Here is a 16,874-nt window from a genome sequence, read left to right as displayed (position 1 = left end):
CCCAGCTTTTGTTATTTTTCTGCCAATTGTATATATTTTAATATCTGAAATCTCAATAGTTTCGTTATTCCTATCGTAATTTAGATTAGATGTCCTTCTAAGTATTGCCTTAATTCGAGCTTTTAGTTCTAATATGTTAAAAGGTTTTACTAGATAATCATCTGCTCCATACTCAAACGCAAGTATCTTTTTTATATCATCATTTACCATTGAAATGAATATAATAGGTATGTTTGAAAAACTTCTAACACTTTGGCATATAGATAAACCACTTGATTTTAATAGCTGAAGCTCTGTTACTAATATATCGTAATGTTTCTTTTCAATTAGATCAATAATATTTTCGCAATCTGGCAATACATCTATTTGAAAGCTATCTTGTTCAAAGCTATACTTTAAAGTTTTAGTAAAATTTTTGTCAGGATCTAATAATAATATTTTCTCTCCCATGGACTCACCTCAATCATCCTATTAGATATCTTTTATCTCCATCTCTTCTGGTAAACTTAATTTGATCAAAATGTTCAAGTAATGATATAGCAACTTTCCGATTTGTATTTAACAAATCTCTATATGTTGAAGCAGTTATATATTCGTTTTCTAGCAAATATGTCTTAAGAATCGATCTAGCATCATTATACTTATTTGAACTTATTAGATAACTATCTGCTATCTTAATTATATCAGCAGTATTAATCATAAAAAATATTAAATCTTCAAGCTTATTCTTATTTATACTTTTGTTGTTTTCGAATACTTCTTCTATTTTAGTTAAATTGTATTCCTTCGTTTCTAAAAATCTAATGATCTTCTCTTTTAATTCTTTTTCTTCATCTGACAAACTAGGAGTAAAGTCAGGAAGGGATAGCAAATCTTTATATTGTTTGATTTCCTTTTGGCTTATTAAATAATCAATGATCATATCTCCTAACTTTTGTTTATTCTTCCCGAGATATTTTGCTCGAATCTCTTCTTTTGGGATTCCATACCTTAATGGGTATTTATTATGAAATTCTAACAATTCTTTTGTTATAGTTTTTGTCAATTCATTTAGCTTTGTTTCATGGATTGGATAAATTTCTCTGTTTAATTCAAACACAGTAGCTTTTCTAGCAATTTCTAATTTTTTTACTTCCTCTAAGCATTTATCTTCTAATAATGATAATTCAGTAGAAATCTCCTTGATATTGTAAAAAATGTCCTTCTCAGCTTTTAGTAAGCTTTCTATATGATCTGAAATGCTTCCCTCATCTTTTACGGAAAGTTCTTCTAATATATTTTCATCATATCTTTTCCTTTTCTTTGGATTCGCAACTAATACTTCGCCGCCTCCAATTGTGAACATTGGTGAAAAAAAACGCAAAATAAATCTATCTTTTGCTTTTGCCACTGTTTTTTCTTCTAGTCTAAGTTGAGCAAATGCTTCTTCTCCAGGTTCTAGAAAGTCTCTATCTAATAATATCATCCTGCACATTATTTCATCTGTTCCAAGGTATAGCTTTAATCGAGTTCTATTTTCTATATGTCTATCAAGGTTTTTGATTAATTTAACTTTTACATCTAGCATCATTGTTTCCTTCATAGTCCCAGTTAGAGCTAAACAATCTCCTCTGCTTATCTCGTTCTTCTTTACATTAGAGAGATTGACGGCTACTCTTTGCCCTGCATAAGCTTCTTTAACATCAATGTCATGAACCTGTAAGTTCCGAATTCTGGAAGTAATTGATTTTGGAAATATTTCAACCTCATCCCCCACCTTTAGTCTACCACTTAAAAGAGTTCCTGTTACAACAGTTCCAAAGCCCTGAATAGTAAATACTCTGTCTATAGGAAGCCTAGGTAAATCATTTATATCCTTTTGTTCTATAGAATTAGATAGTTTATCTATTTCTTCAATTACTTCATCAATCCCTATTTTTTTTGTACTAGAAACAGGTATCATTTTAGAATTTTCTAAAAATGTTCCTTGGACACTTTCTTTTATCTCCTCTTTCACAAGTTCCAGCCATTCTTCATCTACTAAATCAGCTTTAGTGATAACAATAAATCCTTTTTTAACTCCTATTAAATCTAAAATGGCTAAGTGTTCTAAAGTTTGAGGCATAACTCCCTCATCTGCCGCTACTACAAAAAGTATTAAATCTATTCCTACTACACCTGCCAGCATATTCCTGATAAATTTCTCATGACCTGGAACATCTATAATGCCAGCTCTCTGGCCACTAGGCAAATCAAAATAAGTAAACCCTAACTCTATAGAAATACCCCTTTCTTTCTCTTCTTTTAATCTGTCTGTTTCTCTACCAGTTAGAGCTTTTATTAAAGTAGTTTTCCCATGATCTATATGCCCAGCTGTTCCAATGATAATATGATTCATTTCTTATCTTACTCCCCTTAAATAATCTCACATGAGTATAAAATTGCTTTTAATAAAATATCCTCTTCGTCCTCTCTTATTGTTCTGAAGTCAAGTATAATTTTATCTTTTGATATTCTAGTTATGATTGGTGTTTCATAGTTTCTAAGTTTATCTTCAAATTCAACTATGCTAATTCCTTTAACTTCTATAGTTAAACATTTAGTTCTAAGTCTTTCAAGAGGCAATGAACCTCCCCCTATTTCCGAAAAATCATCGGCAATACCAAAAATTATATTTTCCGAATTAATAATTGCTTGAAGTTTTTTAAATACTCTCTTTACTTGAGTTTCTATTTCTTCTAAACTTTTCATCATCATCTTTAAAGTAGGTATTTTTTCTATTGCTATCTCATCATCCAAATAATATCTAAAAGTACTCTCTAATGCAGATATTGTAAATTTATCAACTCTAAGTGCCCTTGTTAAAGGATTTCTTTTCATTCTATCTATTAGCTCTTTTTTACCTACTATTATTCCAGCTTGAGGTCCGCCTAAAAGTTTATCTCCGCTAAAAGTCACTATATCTGCTCCATTTTTTATACTTTCAGCAACGGTAGGTTCATAACATATCCCGTATTTTGAGAGATCTATTAATACTCCACTGCCCAGATCTTCTATCAAATAAATTTTATCAGTTTTTAATTTATTTAGTTCAGATATTGGTACATCACTAGTAAACCCAAGTATTTTATAATTTGATGTGTGCACTTTCATAATACATGATGTATCCTCATCAATCGCATTCAAATAATCTTCAAAATGAGTCTTATTTGTGGTCCCTACCTCTTTTAAAACAGCTCCACTTTGCTCCATTACCTCAGGTATTCTAAATGAACCCCCAATTTCAATAAGTTCTCCTCGTGAAATAATTACTTTTTTATTTTTGGCTAATGTACTTAAAACCAATAATACTGCAGCAGCATTATTGTTTACTACTAAAGAGGCCTCACTACCAGTTATTTGAGATATGATTCGTTCAAGATGTGAATATCTAGAGCCCCTTGTTCCTTTTTCTATATCAAACTCTAAATTAGAATAATTAATGCTGACTTCTTTCAAGTTATCAATTACTTCTGGATTCAATAAAGATCGTCCTAAGTTTGTGTGAATTATTATCCCAGTAGCATTTATAACTCTCTTCAAATTAAAATTATTCTTAATTTTACAATTTTCTATTATGTTATAAATAACATTATTTAGATATGAATTTATCTTTGCTTCATCTTCACCCATTTTTATGATTGTTCTGATTTTATTAAGTTCTTCATTTATGGCATCTATAACTATTTTCCTAGGCATAAATTTTAACAACTCTTGAATATTTTCATCATTTAATATTTCATCCACCTTTGGAATTAGTTTGTAATATTTTTTTTCAACCACCGAAGCACTCTCCTTACTAGCTAACATAAATTCTAAATTCTTCTTTGTTTACTACTTTCCCTATTATGCTATACTCCACATTCCTTTCCTTTAAACCAATCTCTAATTTGTTTAAATCATCCTCTCCTACAGATATTAATAATCCTCCAGATGTTTGTGGATCAAACATGATATCTTTTAAATATTGAGCTACATGTTCATTAAACACTACTTTATTTCCAATATGAGTTTTATTCTTGTAAGCACCTGCAGGGATGATCCCCATAGATGCATAATCTTTAGCTTCTTCTATATAGTGAATTTTGTCACTAAATAAAAGAAGGCTTACATCGCTAGCTTCTGCCATTTCTAAAGCATGACCTAACAGACCAAATCCTGTTATGTCTGTTATACTATGAATTTCTTTTAAATTATCACAAGCCTCTTTAGCATATTTATTCAATTTTGTCATAACTTCAACACATCTATTATATGCACTTTTGCTTGCTATATCACCTTTTATCGCAGTATTTATTATTCCAACGCCTAATGGCTTTGTTAGAACTAAATAATCACCTATTTTAGCATTACTATTAGATTTTACTTTATTGGGATGAACAAATCCTGTAACAGACAATCCATATTTAGGTTCATCATCAGCAACACTATGCCCTCCTACTAGGATTGCCCCTGCCTCTTTTACTTTATCATATCCTCCCTTTAAAATTTCAGAAAGAATTTCTGGATCCAAACAATCGGGAAAACAAACGATATTCATGGCCAAAGTAGGTTCTCCACCCATCGCATACACATCACTTAAAGAATTTGTAGCAGCAATCTGTCCGTATGTATATGGATCATCTACTACGGGAGTAAAAAAATCTAAAGTTTGAATAATCGCTAATTCGTCATTAATTTTGTAAACTGCTGCATCATCAGATGTATCTATTCCCACTAATAATCTTTCATCATGCATTTTGGGTAATTTGCTCAAAACTTGAGCAAGTATATCGGGACCGATTTTAGCAGCTCACCCAGAACTCTTTGTTAATTGAGTAAGTCTTTTATCCATTGTCTCACCTCTTATTTCGTAGTTATTAAATCTTTTATGCTATTAAATTTCGCATCTCCTATCCCTGCAACTTTTTTTATGTCTTCTATTTCATTAAACTTTGTTTTATTCCTATATTCAATTATTCTATCAGCTAATACATCCCCTATTCCTGGTAAACTAACCAGCTCCTCTTTTGAACATGTATTAATGTTAATTTTGCTAGTTGAAGTCTTATCATCTTTACTTTCTATAAATTCAGGGGGGCTGTTATTTGAATTTACATTTACATCTTCACCAATTTTAGGTATGTATATTTTATCTTCATCACTTATTTTTCTTGCTAAATTAATTTTATCTAAATCAGCATCTTTTGTTAGCCCTCCTGCTAAATTAACTACATCTATTACCCTATCTCCTGAAAATAGTCTATATATTCCCGGTTGATAAACTTGGCCACTTATATGAACTATAATTTCAGAAGGTATTTCTTCATTATTTTTTTCTTCTTCAACTGTTTTTGATTCATCATTTATTATTACCAAATTGTTTTCTTTAGCAACATTTAAATCATCAGAGGGATTTCTAAATACAAAAATAATAATTATTAACATTGCAATTATCGTGATTAATATTTTTTCTCTCTTACTGAAATAACCCACACAAATTCCCCCTAATAATTAATCTACTAAACTATTATATTTATTATACTATTTATAAGGATATAATTAAATGATTAATATATTTCTATAAACAAATGTATTTTAGTTGGTTTTTTTGATATAATAAAAATAACATAATTTTGGTGGTGATATTTTGAAAAAAATTAACATTATTAGTGCTATTTTAACAATTACAATGCTTCTAACAAGTTTCTCTGAAGCGTTTGCAACTTCGTTGCGAGATGACCCTTATAGTCTAAGTTCATCTGTTTTGGCCAGCAATTCGATGAATTACGAGACATATAATTCTCTTAATATAGGAGCAGAAGCTGCTATATTAATAGATTATGATACTGGGCAAATATTATATCAAAAAAATATAAATAAGAAATTGTATCCTGCTAGTACTACTAAAATGATGACAGCTATTCTTGCTTTAGAACACGGAAACTTAAGTGATTATGTAATAATTGATCAAGAGGTAGTTGACTTAACATATGGAAGCCATATTGCACTTGAGGTCGGAGAGGTCTTAACCCTAGAACAACTATTAAATGGTATGCTTATAGCATCTGCTAATGATTGTGCTTTAGCAATAGCTAAACATATTGGTGGTAGTGTTGATGCTTTTGTAAAAATGATGAACGATAAAGCAAAAGAACTTGGTGCTGTTGACACAAATTTCGTAAATCCAAATGGCTTGCACGAAGATGAGCATGTTTCCACTGCTCATGACCTAGCTCTTATTGGTCAATATGCAATGCAATTTGATGAATTTAGAAATATAATAACTAAGGTTACATATGAGATTCCTCCAACAAATATAAAAAATGAGGCACGCTATCTTAAAACAACTAATAAATTACTATTTAGTACTGAGAAAGTAGAAATTAACGGTCAACCAGTTCCGATTAAATACCAATATGCATTAGGCGTTAAAACTGGATATACAAGCAAAGCTAAAAACTGTTTAGTCTCTTATGCTGAAAAAGAAGGTCAAAAATTATTGGCTGTAGTCCTCAAAGCTAATGGAAATGAAGTTTATAAGAATACAATAGAATTGTTAAATTTTGGTTTTGATAATTTTGACAATATAGTAATTGGTTATAAGGATCAATTCATTGATAATATCCCGATTGAAGGAGGAAATATTCCTTATGTAGCTGGTATTATAGACTCAAACATTGCATTTCCATTGTCAAAATACAATGTTGAAAATATTGAAAGAAAAATCGTTTTAAATGAAGACTTACATGCTCCTATATCTGTTGGTCAAATATTAGGTGAAGTTCATTATTTAATAAATGGAGAATACCTTGGTAAAGCTAATATTGTAGCATCAACAGATATAAGTGCAGATACTTCTTCTGGATTCCTTAGTGGTATTATCAATAACTGGTACTGGTTTATTATAGTTTTTTTAATCTTACAAAGAATATATAAAAAATATAAAATAAGAAAAAAAAGAAGAAGAAAGAGAAATGCTATCCCAGAAATAAATTATATTTCAAAATAAAAAAAGGGCCATTTAGGTCCTTTTTTTATTTTGTTGCAATCGCTTCTATTTCAATCAAACCACCTTTTGGTAATTCAGATACTTGAACAAGGCTTCTTGCTGGCTTATGATTTGTAAAATATTCACCATAAACTTCATTAATTATTGAAAAATCATTAATGTCTTTTACGAAAACTGTTACTTTGATTACATTATCCAATTTAGACCCAGCTTCTTCAAGTATTGCCTTTACATTTTCTAGACAAGTCCTTGTTGCTAATTTAATATCTGTAATTAGTTCTCCAGTTGATGGATCAATAGGTAATTGTCCGGAAGTAAATATTAATCCACTACTAATAATTCCTTGTGAATATGGTCCAATTGCTTTCGGTGCCTTTTCTGTAGAAATATATTCTATAGCCACTTCTTTCTACCCCCTATTTAGTTATATTTTCATACTCTTTCCATAATCTCTCGAGGTTATAATACTCGCGATCTTCTTTTTTAAAAATATGAACTACTACGTCATCATAATCTAATATTATCCATTTAGCTGAAGAATATCCTTCTTTACCTGCAACAGTTTCGTAACCATTAACAGTCATTTTGTCTTCTATTTCATCAACTATTGATAATACTTGAGTGGATGAGTTTCCGCTTGCTATTACAAAATAATCAGCAATTGTACTTTTTTTTCTTATATCAAGTACTTCTATGTCAAATCCCTTTTTCTCTTCAATTGCTTCTTTTATAATCTCTAGTTTTTCATTCATTAAATCCATTGTATACAAGCATTCCCTCCTATCTCTTTGAATTTTACTTATCACTATAAATAACTTGTTGTATCAATCTTTGCGTTTCTTGTTTGTCATGAATATAGTATGATATCCCATTTATCATCTTAGGTGACCCTGGCAGTACATGAGACTCAATTTCCAAAGGTCCAGGTATCATCGTGGAAAGTCCATACCTCAATGCCATTGAAACAGGAATATTTGTATCAACATTAGTTTTATATAATTTTATCATGCTAGGGATTTTAGGTATGTTCTTTAAACTTAATGTCTCATTTATCAGTACTTTTAAAAACTCTTGTTGGGCATCTATTCTCCCCAAATCTGCATTTGCATATCCCTTTCTGAATCTCAAATATTGAAGGGCTTTATCTCCATCTAACACCTGAAGTCCTTCCTGTAAATCTATATATAATGGAGGATTGGCTACAGGGTCCTGATATTTCATATCAATTGGTACATATATCTCAACTCCTCCTATTAAATCAATGAATTGAGATACTAAATCATAATCTACAACAGCATAATAATCTATATTTATACCTAAAAGATTTGAAACAGTCTTAGTAGTTAAAGTCGGCCCACCATAAGCGTATGCATGGTTTATCTTTTCTTCGTATTTTCTACCTTCTATAGGAGTTCTAGTATCTCTAGGTATTGATATTATAGAGATTAGATCTTTATTCTTATCAACGTTTATTAACATGATTGTATCTGATCTTACACCTTTAGCTTCCTTTACATTGCTGGCATCTACTCCCATAAATAAAAAAGTCAGGTTAGAATCATCGTATGATGCCCCTATCATAAAATTCAAGAAAAAAAACAATACGATAAATATTATTAGCCACTTTAAGAAAATTTTTATAAAAGATTTCATTTTTTCCCCCTAGTGAGATTTCTTATGATATAATTCCTTGATTTAATTGTGTCTGAATGAATAATCATATTTTTTTTGATTAGGTATATAATTGTATTATCAAAAGAAATTTTTAAAGCCAAGTCCAAATCCTTATAAGCAATCTTCCTGATTTTTTCAACTCCATCAAATTCTCTACTAGGCTCTATTAAATCAGCAAGATAAATTATCTTAGTTAATAGTGACATATTTTCTTTTCCTGTTGTATGATATCTTATAGCTTCTAATATCTCTTCATCATTTATTCCTAGTTCATATTTAGCTATTGCCATTCCTACTGGCGCATGTAACAATTCAGGGTTTTCTAAAGTCTCTTCATCTAATATTATATCGTATTTTTCAATTACTTTCAAAGCTTCATTATAGTTTAGTGGCTTTGCATAATCATGAAGATAAGCTGCTATAGTGGCTTTTTCTTTATCAGCACCAAATCTATCCGCCAACTCAGTCGCTACCTTTACAACTCCTAATGTATGCTTATATCTATTTTCATTCAGCACATTTCTTATAATTTCGTCATAATTCATATTAGGTTCCCCCATAAATCTTTAAAACATCTTCTAAAATGCTATCCGGAACTAGATATCTAAGAGTCAGCCCTTTATTAGCCCTTTCTCGAATAAAGGTTGATGATATATCTATATAAGGTCCATTACTTATAAAAACTCTAGTTCCGTATAATTCTTCTAATTCTTTAATTTTTAAATCAATTTTTTTCTTTTCATAACCTTGCCTTTGATAGACTATAAAGTCAGTTAGCTTAGCTACTGTGTTAAAATCTTTCCAAGAATCTAACTCAAACAAAGTATCCATTCCTATCAAAAAATAGAATTTTTCTTTACTATACATTGATTTTAAAGCTTTTAAAGTATCTACAGTATAATTAATTTTATTTAAACTTAACTCTATATCACTAGATTTAAAATAGTTGTTATCTCTAATTGCTTTTTCTATTAATGATAATCTTAAATTTGCATCAATTAGATTTGATTTTTTTTTATGTGGAGGATTCCCATTTGGAACAAATAAAATATAGTCCAGTTCAAACTCACATCTTACAAATTCAGAAATTATCAAATGCCCTATGTGAATCGGATTAAATGTCCCTCCCATAATACCAATAGGCATTTATCTCATCTCCAATTTTAATTTGGTAATTTGATAATTTTGTCCTTTGACTCTCGGTATATTGTTATTTTTCTCCCAATGCTTTGTACAAACTCAGCTTTTAGTCTTTCAGTCAAAATCTCAATAATTTCTTGATTGTCTAATTCGGAATTCTTTAGAATATTTATTTTTACAATTTCTCTAGCATTCAATGCTTCATCTACTTGTTTAATGAAATTTTCAGTTATTCCATTTTTCCCAATTTGGAAAATAGATTCGGTATTATTTGCAATCTTTTTTAAATAACTTCTTTGCTTTCCTGTTATCATGATATCAACCCCTAATTAAAAAATTCAAATTCATAGCCACAAATGAATACTGAATCTCCTTCTTTTATACCTAATTCAACAAGTTTATCAACTATACCTTTTTTTCTCAAAGTATCTTGAAAATACCTAAGAGAATCATAATCATCCATATAAGTAGATTGCATCAACCTTTCAATGTTTTTGCCTTCTACTATGAATTTGTTATTCTCTTTATAAACTAAAATTTTATCATCTTCAAATAATTCTTCTTCAATAAATTCTTCATCAAAAGTATCATAATTTACTGGTATTTCAGCAAGAGTATCCCAAATAGCATATAACAACTTATCTATTCCTTTGTTTGTGGCTGCTGAAATCTCAAAAACTTTAATCCCTTGATTTTCAAACTCAGATTTTATCTTTTCTACCCATTCATTTGAAGATGGTAAATCAGTTTTATTAGCTGCAATTATTTGAACTTTTTCTCTTAATTTTTCATTGTATTCGAATAGTTCCGCATTTATTTTATAGAAATCATCTATAGGATTTCTTCCTTCACTTCCTGACGCATCAAGAACATGTACTAGAACTCTAGTCCTTTCGACATGTCTTAAAAAGTCGTGTCCAAGTCCAATTCCTGTTGAAGCACCTTCTATTAGCCCAGGTATATCAGCTACAACAAAACTCTTATCTTCTCCTAGGCTAACAACACCTAAATTTGGTTTTAATGTTGTAAAATGATAATTTGCAATTTTAGGTTTTGCTCTTGAAATAACTGACAGCAATGTAGATTTTCCTACATTTGGATAGCCAATTAATCCAACATCTGCAAGTAATTTTAGTTCCAAAATTATATTTCTTTCTTCACCTGGAGTCCCAGGTTCAGCAAATCCAGGGGCTTGTCTTGTTGAGGTTGCAAACTTTGCATTTCCTCTTCCTCCTCTTCCTCCTTTTGCTATTACAAAAGTATCTCCGGGCTTTTTCAAATCAACTATTACTTTTTTTGTTTTTTCATCTTTTACTATAGTACCTACAGGTACCTTTAATATGGTATCCTTACCATCTTTTCCAAATTGCTTTTTAGTTTTTCCATCTTCCCCATTTTGAGCATAATATGACCTCTTATATCGATAGTCCATTAATGTTCTTATGCCTTCATCCGCTACTAAAATTACAGAACCTCCTCTTCCTCCATCTCCACCGTATGGGCCTCCAGAAGGTTCATATTTTTCTCTTCTCCAAGAAACTATTCCGTTTCCTCCATTACCTGCTTTTACATAAATTTTTGCTACATCTATAAACATACACATCATCCTCATAAAATATTTGTTTTATTAAAAATTTAAGCTTACCATCTGGTAAGCTTAAAATTAGGCTAGTTCTTCACGAGGATATACACTAACTTGTTTCTTGTCCCTGCCTTTTCTCTCAAATCTAACAATACCATCAATCGTTGCAAATAATGTATCGTCTCCACCTTTACCAACATTATTCCCAGGATGTATTTTGGTACCTCTTTGTCTAACAAGTATATTCCCAGCTAATACAAATTGGCCATCAGCTCTCTTAACACCGAGTCTTTTGGATTCGCTATCTCTACCGTTTTTTGAACTACCTACACCTTTTTTTGATGAAAATAACTGCAAATTCAATTTAATCATTTAATCCACCTCCTCAAAATCAATGGATACATAATCTTTATAGCTATCTTTTAATAATTTCATTCCAATTAAATATGTCTGAAAGATAATTTGAGTAGTTTCTAATTGTTTATTGCTAATATTATCTTTTAGCAATACATGCATAAATCCTTCTTCATCAATTATATTATAATATATCGAAGATTCTTTGATATTGGCAACCTCTATTATTGAATTCAGAGTTGTATATCCCAATATAGATGCTCCTGCGCATACTATATCTTGACCATATGGTCTATAGTCTGCATGCCCTGACATTTCATACCCATAAATAATGTCATCTTTTTTAAACAACTTTACATTAATCATATTATCCTACGATCTTTTCTATTTGCACTTTAGTAAATGGTTGTCTATGCCCATGCTTTCTTCTTTCATTCTTTTTTGCTTTATACTTGTAGACAACAATTTTTTTCTGTTTACCATGATTTAATATTTTACCTTCAACTTTAGCACCTTCTACATAAGGTTTGCCTGCAGTTATTCCATTTTCATTTGATAAAAGTAAAACTTTATCAAAGTTAACAGTCTCTCCTTCATCTGCATGAAGTTTTTCAACATAAACAATATCTCCTTCTTGGACTTTATATTGTTTACCACCAGTTTCAATTATAGCGTACATTTGTGCACCTCCTCTTACCCAGACTCGCCAATGTCAGGTGACTATGCTTAAAACCCACATCGAGCGGCTTACCACCTTGTCAGTTTAGCAAAAAATGATTCAAATGTCAAGTTGGATTTTAAATGTAAATATGTTGTTAAATTTACCTTTAAATTTTTATTATGTTTTTTAAAGATGGAACTTCTCTTTCTCTGACTACTTCGAATAAATTTAATTTTGTAATATCTACTAATAGAGGATTGTTTCTATCTTTCTTAAACTCACTAATCAAAAATTTTTTAAGTCTATCTAAATCTTTTTCAGATTCCATATCGATAAAATCAACTATGATTATTCCTCCAATATTTCTAAGCCTTAACTGTATTGCAATCTCTGCTGCTGCTTCTAAATTTGTTTTTAATACAATATCTTGGTAATTTTTGCCTGTTATTAAACTGCCTGTGTTTACATCTATAGCAGTTAAAGTTTCAAGTTCTTCAATCAATAGATACCCTCCACTACTAAGTTTCACTTTTTTTTGTAATGCTTGTTTTAAATCTCTCGAAATAATTTGATTATATTTACTGTTAAAATCTATATCTAATTGAATATTTGTACTAAATTTAGATGTTTTACCAAAACTTTCTAATATTTTTTTGTAAAAATCTTCATTATTGATAATCACTCTATCTTTATCTGAATTAAAGTAATCTCTCAAAATTTTATATATAAATTTAGGTGATTCATAAACCAATTTTGGTACAGGTAAATAATTTATTTGATTTAAAATCATTTGATAAGTATCAAAAAGTTCGTTATATTCACTTAAAATATCTTCTTCTTTAGCTCCTAGTGCATTAGTTCTAAAAATTATCCCAGCTTCCTGTGGAAATATATTTTTTCCTAATTCAATTAAATATTTTCTATCGGAATCATGCAATCTCTTTGAAGTGCTAATGCCAGTTTTAAAAGGAGATAATACAATGTATTTACCTGCTAAAGAAAAATTCATAGTAACTTTGGGTCCTTTTGAACCTATTTCATCTTTTATAACTTGAACTAATATTGTATCACCAGATTTAATAAGTATGGATCCATTTTCCTTATAAGAGCTTGGTATATCCTCAAATCCTAAAAACGCATTTTTACCTTCCCCTATGTTAACAAATGCTGCATTCATATTTTTCAAAACTCTTTCAACTCTAGCACGATATATGTTCCCAACTTTAGAAAGCTTATCTTCTTTTTCTTCATAGTATTCAACTAATCTATCTTCTTCAACGATAGAAATAGTTTTTCCACCTGAGAATATTTCTATATATATTTCACTCATTTTATCCCTCTTATATCTAAAAAGAGTCAATCTTTATTGCTTCAAAACTGTCTAAATCTAGTTTGATCATTGTGTAAAAATCAATAGCTTTTAACAGCTCTATTGGTTTAATATTACCTTTTTCTCCAGTCATAACAGTTGCATTAAATTTAACTATATTTTTCTCAATTTTTTCTACTGACAATTTATGAAGAAATGGCCTTATATTCACTTTAGCTGTTATCTTGTTTCTGCCTTTCTTCTTCTTTTTTTCTATCTCTATATTTTCTAAATTTAAAAATTTAGTTATTTCTAAATTATAATCCACTTCTTCATCCAAGTTTACCGTATCTACTACTAAATCATATACACTTATACAAATAGAAGTAGATATTGAAGGAGTAAATTCATCTATTTCAAAAGCTTCAATTATCTTTATATCTTTGGGTAATACTTTATTTAATGTAATCATAAAATCATTAGGAGATATATTTTCTATTAATTCAATATCAAAATATTCACACATACTCTCTATTCCCAATGGAAGAGGATTGCCTAGAGATAGTTTCGGGTGTGGATTATAACCTTCCGAAAATTTAACTGGAAGATTCGTTCTTGTTAAGCTTCTATTGAATAGCCTAATTAAATCTAAATGAGACAAATATTTCAAATATCCAAGTTTTGTATATTTTGCTCTAATTTTCAATTGAAGACACCTCTCATTTCACAATTATCAATGCCACATCCATTGCAAACTTCTCTACAATCCGGAGTCTTCTTAGCTTCTAAAGATTTAGCATATTCTCTAAGCAAAGTTTTTTTTGTCGGCCCTGCATTAATAAAATCCCAAGGCAATATTTCTTCAAAATCTCTATTTCTATTAGCATAAAAGTATGGATCAATTCCAGAATTATCTATTGCATTTTGCCAATTTTCAAAATTAAATGAACTGCTCCAACCATCAAATTTGCAACCACACTCCCAAGCTTTAAAAATAAGATTTGAAATTCTCCTGTCTCCTCTAGAAATTATAGCTTCAATATAGCTAACTCTTGGATCATGATAATTGAATTTTATTTTAGGATCTTTGAAAGTTTTTTTAAGTAAATCAATTTTTTCATAAAATTCTTCTATACTATTTTGTCCAAACCATTGAAAAGGTGTAAATGGTTTTGGTACAAAACACGAAACGCTTGTTGTTAATTGGAAATTTCCTATTTTTTCTTCCTTTGGTCTGTTAAAAAACATGTCTTTTACTTTATATGACAAGTCTCTAATGCCTAATAAATCTTCATTCGTTTCTGTTGGCAATCCCATCATAAAATACAATTTTATTTTAGAATATCCTTCTTTAAAAGCATAACCTACAGCTTTTTCAAGATCAATTTCGTCTACCCCTTTGTTAATTACATCTCTTAACCTTTGACTGCCTGCCTCTGGAGCAAATGTCAAACTTGTTTTTCTAACTCTCTCTATTTCTTTTAAAATATCTATGCTTATTGAATCTAACCTAAGAGAAGGTAAAGAAACTCCTACATACTTATTCTCTAAATTATCTAGAAGTCTATGGATCAGTAAATCTAGCTGACTATAATCACAAGAACTCAAGGAGGATAATGAAATGGTATCATATCCAGTAGATTCAACTAATTTTTTTGCTTGTGTAATTAAGTTTTCAACTGATTTCTCCCTTATAGGTCTATATATAAATCCAGCTTGGCAAAATCTACAACCGTGAGTACAACCCCTAAAAATTTCTAAGGCTATTCTGTCATGAACTGTTTCAATATAAGGAACAAGCATTTTACTAGGACTATACATCTTGTCTAAATTTTTAACTCTTCTTTTTTTAATTGTTTCTGGAATTCCGGGAACTAAAGTTTTCCTGAAAGATATGGTATTGTCTTGATTATAATCAACTTCATAAAATGAAGGAACATAAACACCTTCTATCGATTTAGCAGCTTCATACAAGAATTTTTCTTTTTTAAATCCAGACTCTTTGTGTTTTTTGTATAATTCCAATATTTCTAGAGTTGCTTCTTCTCCTTCACCTATTAAAAACAAATCGATAAAATCTGATAATGGTTCTGGATTAAAAGCACATGGACCTCCAGCTATTACAATAGGATATCTTTCATCTCTGTCTTTAGAATATATTGGTATACTAGCTAAATCAAGCATGTTTAGAATGTTTGTATAGCTCAATTCATATTGCAATGTAAATCCCAATATATCAAAATTTTTTACCTCCTCTTTGCTCTCTAAAGAAAACAATTCTATATTGTTTTCTCTCATATGAGCTTCCATATCAAACCATGGTGCAAATGTCCTTTCGCATACGTAATCATCTTCATCATTAATCAAATTATATAAAATATGCAATCCCAAATGTGACATTCCAACCTCATACACATCAGGAAAGGCAAACAAGAATCTTAAATCTGTACTATTAATATCTTTATTGTAGCTGTTAAGCTCTCCGCCTGTATATCTGGCTGGCTTCTCGACTTTTCTTAATATTTTTTCTATCATTTTGTCATTATTCATTTTATACTTCCTTTTCCATATTTCTAATTATTTTAATTTCTTTTTTATAGCCTTTGCTTATTGATATATGTGGTCCTATTTTTATCATAAACAACTCCTATTTCTCTTTATATTAATGTTTTATTATGATATCATATATTTTAAAGTAATGCTATATTTTAGGAGGATAATAATGAGTTATAAGAAAGAAGCTTACAAGCTAAAAGCTGAATCAATTATTAAAAATTTTAAAAAAAGAAAAATAAATGGTTTTTATTGTGAAAGCAAAAATGAAGCTTTACAAAAAGCTTTAGAATTAATCGAAAAAGGTTCTACAGTATCCTGGGGTGGAAGTACGACTATTCAAGAAGTAGGATTACTTGATGCTGTAAAAGATGGTGAATACGAAGTTATCGACAGAGATACTGCATCAAATCCAGAGGAACGATGGGAAATAATGAGGAAATCATTTTTTGCTGATACTTATATTACTAGCTCTAATGCTCTAACGATAGACGGTGAGCTGGTTAATATAGACGGCAATGGTAATAGAGTTGCTGCTATGTCTTTCGGACCAAAAAAGGTTATAATAATTGTTGGAATGAATAAAATCGTT

Annotated in this window: 20 protein-coding genes; 2 read left to right on the top strand and 18 right to left on the bottom strand. The window is 29.9% G+C overall.

The features are described from left to right. From ACTB1H_RS06285 to ACTB1H_RS06265, 5 genes are all read right to left on the bottom strand, one after another. A partial coding sequence (locus ACTB1H_RS06285) for a response regulator transcription factor (protein WP_463261983.1) occupies window positions 1-450 on the bottom strand: 450 nt, incomplete at its 3' end. Window positions 451-463: 13 nt separating this feature from the next. Beyond that, window positions 464-2,377 carry a selenocysteine-specific translation elongation factor gene (gene selB, locus ACTB1H_RS06280; RefSeq protein ID WP_463261982.1) on the bottom strand — a complete coding sequence of 638 codons (1,914 nt, stop codon included), beginning with the start codon at window positions 2,375-2,377 and terminating at the stop codon, window positions 464-466. Window positions 2,378-2,394: 17 nt separating this feature from the next. Beyond that, window positions 2,395-3,801, bottom strand: a complete 1,407-nt coding sequence (gene selA / locus ACTB1H_RS06275) for an L-seryl-tRNA(Sec) selenium transferase (RefSeq protein ID WP_463261981.1) — start codon at window positions 3,799-3,801, stop codon at window positions 2,395-2,397. A 16-nt stretch (window positions 3,802-3,817) separates the two neighbouring features. After that, window positions 3,818-4,852 (bottom strand): selenide, water dikinase SelD, encoded by a 1,035-nt coding sequence (gene selD / locus ACTB1H_RS06270; RefSeq protein ID WP_463261980.1) that lies wholly within the window; start codon window positions 4,850-4,852, stop codon window positions 3,818-3,820. 11 nt (window positions 4,853-4,863) lie between these two features. Then, entirely contained in the window at window positions 4,864-5,493 is a 630-nt protein-coding gene (locus tag ACTB1H_RS06265; RefSeq protein ID WP_463261979.1) for a helix-hairpin-helix domain-containing protein, read from the bottom strand. 154 nt (window positions 5,494-5,647) lie between these two features. Between ACTB1H_RS06265 and ACTB1H_RS06260 the strand changes: the two genes are divergently transcribed. Then, window positions 5,648-7,009, top strand: coding sequence for a D-alanyl-D-alanine carboxypeptidase family protein (locus tag ACTB1H_RS06260; RefSeq protein ID WP_463261978.1), 1,362 nt, complete (start codon window positions 5,648-5,650; stop codon window positions 7,007-7,009). Between the two features lie 25 nt (window positions 7,010-7,034). Here ACTB1H_RS06260 and ACTB1H_RS06255 read toward each other — a convergent pair whose 3' ends face one another. The 13 genes from ACTB1H_RS06255 to ACTB1H_RS06195 all read right to left on the bottom strand — a co-directional run bounded on the left by ACTB1H_RS06255 (window position 7,035) and on the right by ACTB1H_RS06195 (window position 16,279). After that, the gene (locus ACTB1H_RS06255; protein WP_463261985.1) at window positions 7,035-7,406 is read right to left on the bottom strand and encodes a RidA family protein; all 372 of its coding nucleotides are present in this window, start codon (window positions 7,404-7,406) and stop codon (window positions 7,035-7,037) included. A 19-nt stretch (window positions 7,407-7,425) separates the two neighbouring features. Next, window positions 7,426-7,770 (bottom strand): ribosome silencing factor, encoded by a 345-nt coding sequence (gene rsfS, locus ACTB1H_RS06250; RefSeq protein ID WP_463261984.1) that lies wholly within the window; start codon window positions 7,768-7,770, stop codon window positions 7,426-7,428. Window positions 7,771-7,804: 34 nt separating this feature from the next. Next, window positions 7,805-8,662, bottom strand: coding sequence for an LCP family protein (locus tag ACTB1H_RS06245; protein WP_463261977.1), 858 nt, complete (start codon window positions 8,660-8,662; stop codon window positions 7,805-7,807). Further along, the gene (gene yqeK, locus ACTB1H_RS06240) at window positions 8,659-9,228 is read right to left on the bottom strand and encodes a bis(5'-nucleosyl)-tetraphosphatase (symmetrical) YqeK (protein ID WP_463261976.1); all 570 of its coding nucleotides are present in this window, start codon (window positions 9,226-9,228) and stop codon (window positions 8,659-8,661) included. Before yqeK ends, ACTB1H_RS06245 begins: the two co-directional genes overlap by 4 nt. Window position 9,229: 1 nt before the next feature. Beyond that, window positions 9,230-9,829, bottom strand: a complete 600-nt coding sequence (gene nadD, locus ACTB1H_RS06235; protein ID WP_463261975.1) for a nicotinate-nucleotide adenylyltransferase — start codon at window positions 9,827-9,829, stop codon at window positions 9,230-9,232. A 17-nt stretch (window positions 9,830-9,846) separates the two neighbouring features. Further along, window positions 9,847-10,137: a ribosome assembly RNA-binding protein YhbY gene (gene yhbY, locus ACTB1H_RS06230; RefSeq protein WP_463261974.1), complete on the bottom strand. Its 291-nt coding sequence runs from the start codon at window positions 10,135-10,137 to the stop codon at window positions 9,847-9,849. Between the two features lie 11 nt (window positions 10,138-10,148). Then, a complete protein-coding gene (gene obgE / locus ACTB1H_RS06225) occupies window positions 10,149-11,420 on the bottom strand; it encodes a GTPase ObgE (RefSeq protein WP_463261973.1) in 1,272 nt (423 codons plus the stop codon). Between the two features lie 66 nt (window positions 11,421-11,486). Further along, the gene (gene rpmA / locus ACTB1H_RS06220; protein WP_463261972.1) at window positions 11,487-11,777 is read right to left on the bottom strand and encodes a 50S ribosomal protein L27; all 291 of its coding nucleotides are present in this window, start codon (window positions 11,775-11,777) and stop codon (window positions 11,487-11,489) included. Then, window positions 11,778-12,125 carry a ribosomal-processing cysteine protease Prp gene (locus ACTB1H_RS06215; RefSeq protein ID WP_463261971.1) on the bottom strand — a complete coding sequence of 116 codons (348 nt, stop codon included), beginning with the start codon at window positions 12,123-12,125 and terminating at the stop codon, window positions 11,778-11,780. It abuts the gene before it with no gap. A gap of 1 nt (window position 12,126) precedes the next feature. After that, window positions 12,127-12,438, bottom strand: coding sequence for a 50S ribosomal protein L21 (gene rplU, locus ACTB1H_RS06210; protein ID WP_463261970.1), 312 nt, complete (start codon window positions 12,436-12,438; stop codon window positions 12,127-12,129). 148 nt (window positions 12,439-12,586) lie between these two features. Further along, window positions 12,587-13,750: a ribonuclease E/G gene (locus ACTB1H_RS06205; RefSeq protein ID WP_463261969.1), complete on the bottom strand. Its 1,164-nt coding sequence runs from the start codon at window positions 13,748-13,750 to the stop codon at window positions 12,587-12,589. A gap of 16 nt (window positions 13,751-13,766) precedes the next feature. Continuing rightward, a complete protein-coding gene (locus ACTB1H_RS06200; RefSeq protein ID WP_463261968.1) occupies window positions 13,767-14,435 on the bottom strand; it encodes a TIGR03936 family radical SAM-associated protein in 669 nt (222 codons plus the stop codon). Further along, a complete protein-coding gene (locus ACTB1H_RS06195) occupies window positions 14,432-16,279 on the bottom strand; it encodes a TIGR03960 family B12-binding radical SAM protein (protein WP_463261967.1) in 1,848 nt (615 codons plus the stop codon). The genes ACTB1H_RS06200 and ACTB1H_RS06195 overlap by 4 nt, the downstream gene beginning before the upstream one ends. A 172-nt stretch (window positions 16,280-16,451) precedes the next feature. Between ACTB1H_RS06195 and ACTB1H_RS06190 the strand changes: the two genes are divergently transcribed. Further along, on the top strand, window positions 16,452-16,874 hold a 423-nt coding region (locus ACTB1H_RS06190; RefSeq protein ID WP_463261966.1), incomplete at its 3' end, for a lactate utilization protein.

The organism is Soehngenia sp., assembly GCF_055108775.1.
The sequence above is the reverse complement of the archived record's forward strand: the minus strand, read 5'-3'. Positions and strand labels throughout refer to the sequence as shown.

Excerpts from the sequence above, each read along its gene's own strand:
- selB (WP_463261982.1), bottom strand. The coding sequence starts at position 2,377 with ATGAATCATATTATCATTGGAACAGCTGGGCATATAGATCATGGGAAA.
- rsfS (WP_463261984.1), bottom strand. The coding sequence starts at position 7,770 with ATGGATTTAATGAATGAAAAACTAGAGATTATAAAAGAAGCAATTGAA.
- ACTB1H_RS06245 (WP_463261977.1), bottom strand. The coding sequence starts at position 8,662 with ATGAAATCTTTTATAAAAATTTTCTTAAAGTGGCTAATAATATTTATC.
- yqeK (WP_463261976.1), bottom strand. The coding sequence starts at position 9,228 with ATGAATTATGACGAAATTATAAGAAATGTGCTGAATGAAAATAGATAT.
- nadD (WP_463261975.1), bottom strand. The coding sequence starts at position 9,829 with ATGCCTATTGGTATTATGGGAGGGACATTTAATCCGATTCACATAGGG.
- yhbY (WP_463261974.1), bottom strand. The coding sequence starts at position 10,137 with ATGATAACAGGAAAGCAAAGAAGTTATTTAAAAAAGATTGCAAATAAT.
- obgE (WP_463261973.1), bottom strand. The coding sequence starts at position 11,420 with ATGTTTATAGATGTAGCAAAAATTTATGTAAAAGCAGGTAATGGAGGA.
- rpmA (WP_463261972.1), bottom strand. The coding sequence starts at position 11,777 with ATGATTAAATTGAATTTGCAGTTATTTTCATCAAAAAAAGGTGTAGGT.
- ACTB1H_RS06215 (WP_463261971.1), bottom strand. The coding sequence starts at position 12,125 with ATGATTAATGTAAAGTTGTTTAAAAAAGATGACATTATTTATGGGTAT.
- rplU (WP_463261970.1), bottom strand. The coding sequence starts at position 12,438 with ATGTACGCTATAATTGAAACTGGTGGTAAACAATATAAAGTCCAAGAA.
- ACTB1H_RS06205 (WP_463261969.1), bottom strand. The coding sequence starts at position 13,750 with ATGAGTGAAATATATATAGAAATATTCTCAGGTGGAAAAACTATTTCT.
- ACTB1H_RS06195 (WP_463261967.1), bottom strand. The coding sequence starts at position 16,279 with ATGAATAATGACAAAATGATAGAAAAAATATTAAGAAAAGTCGAGAAG.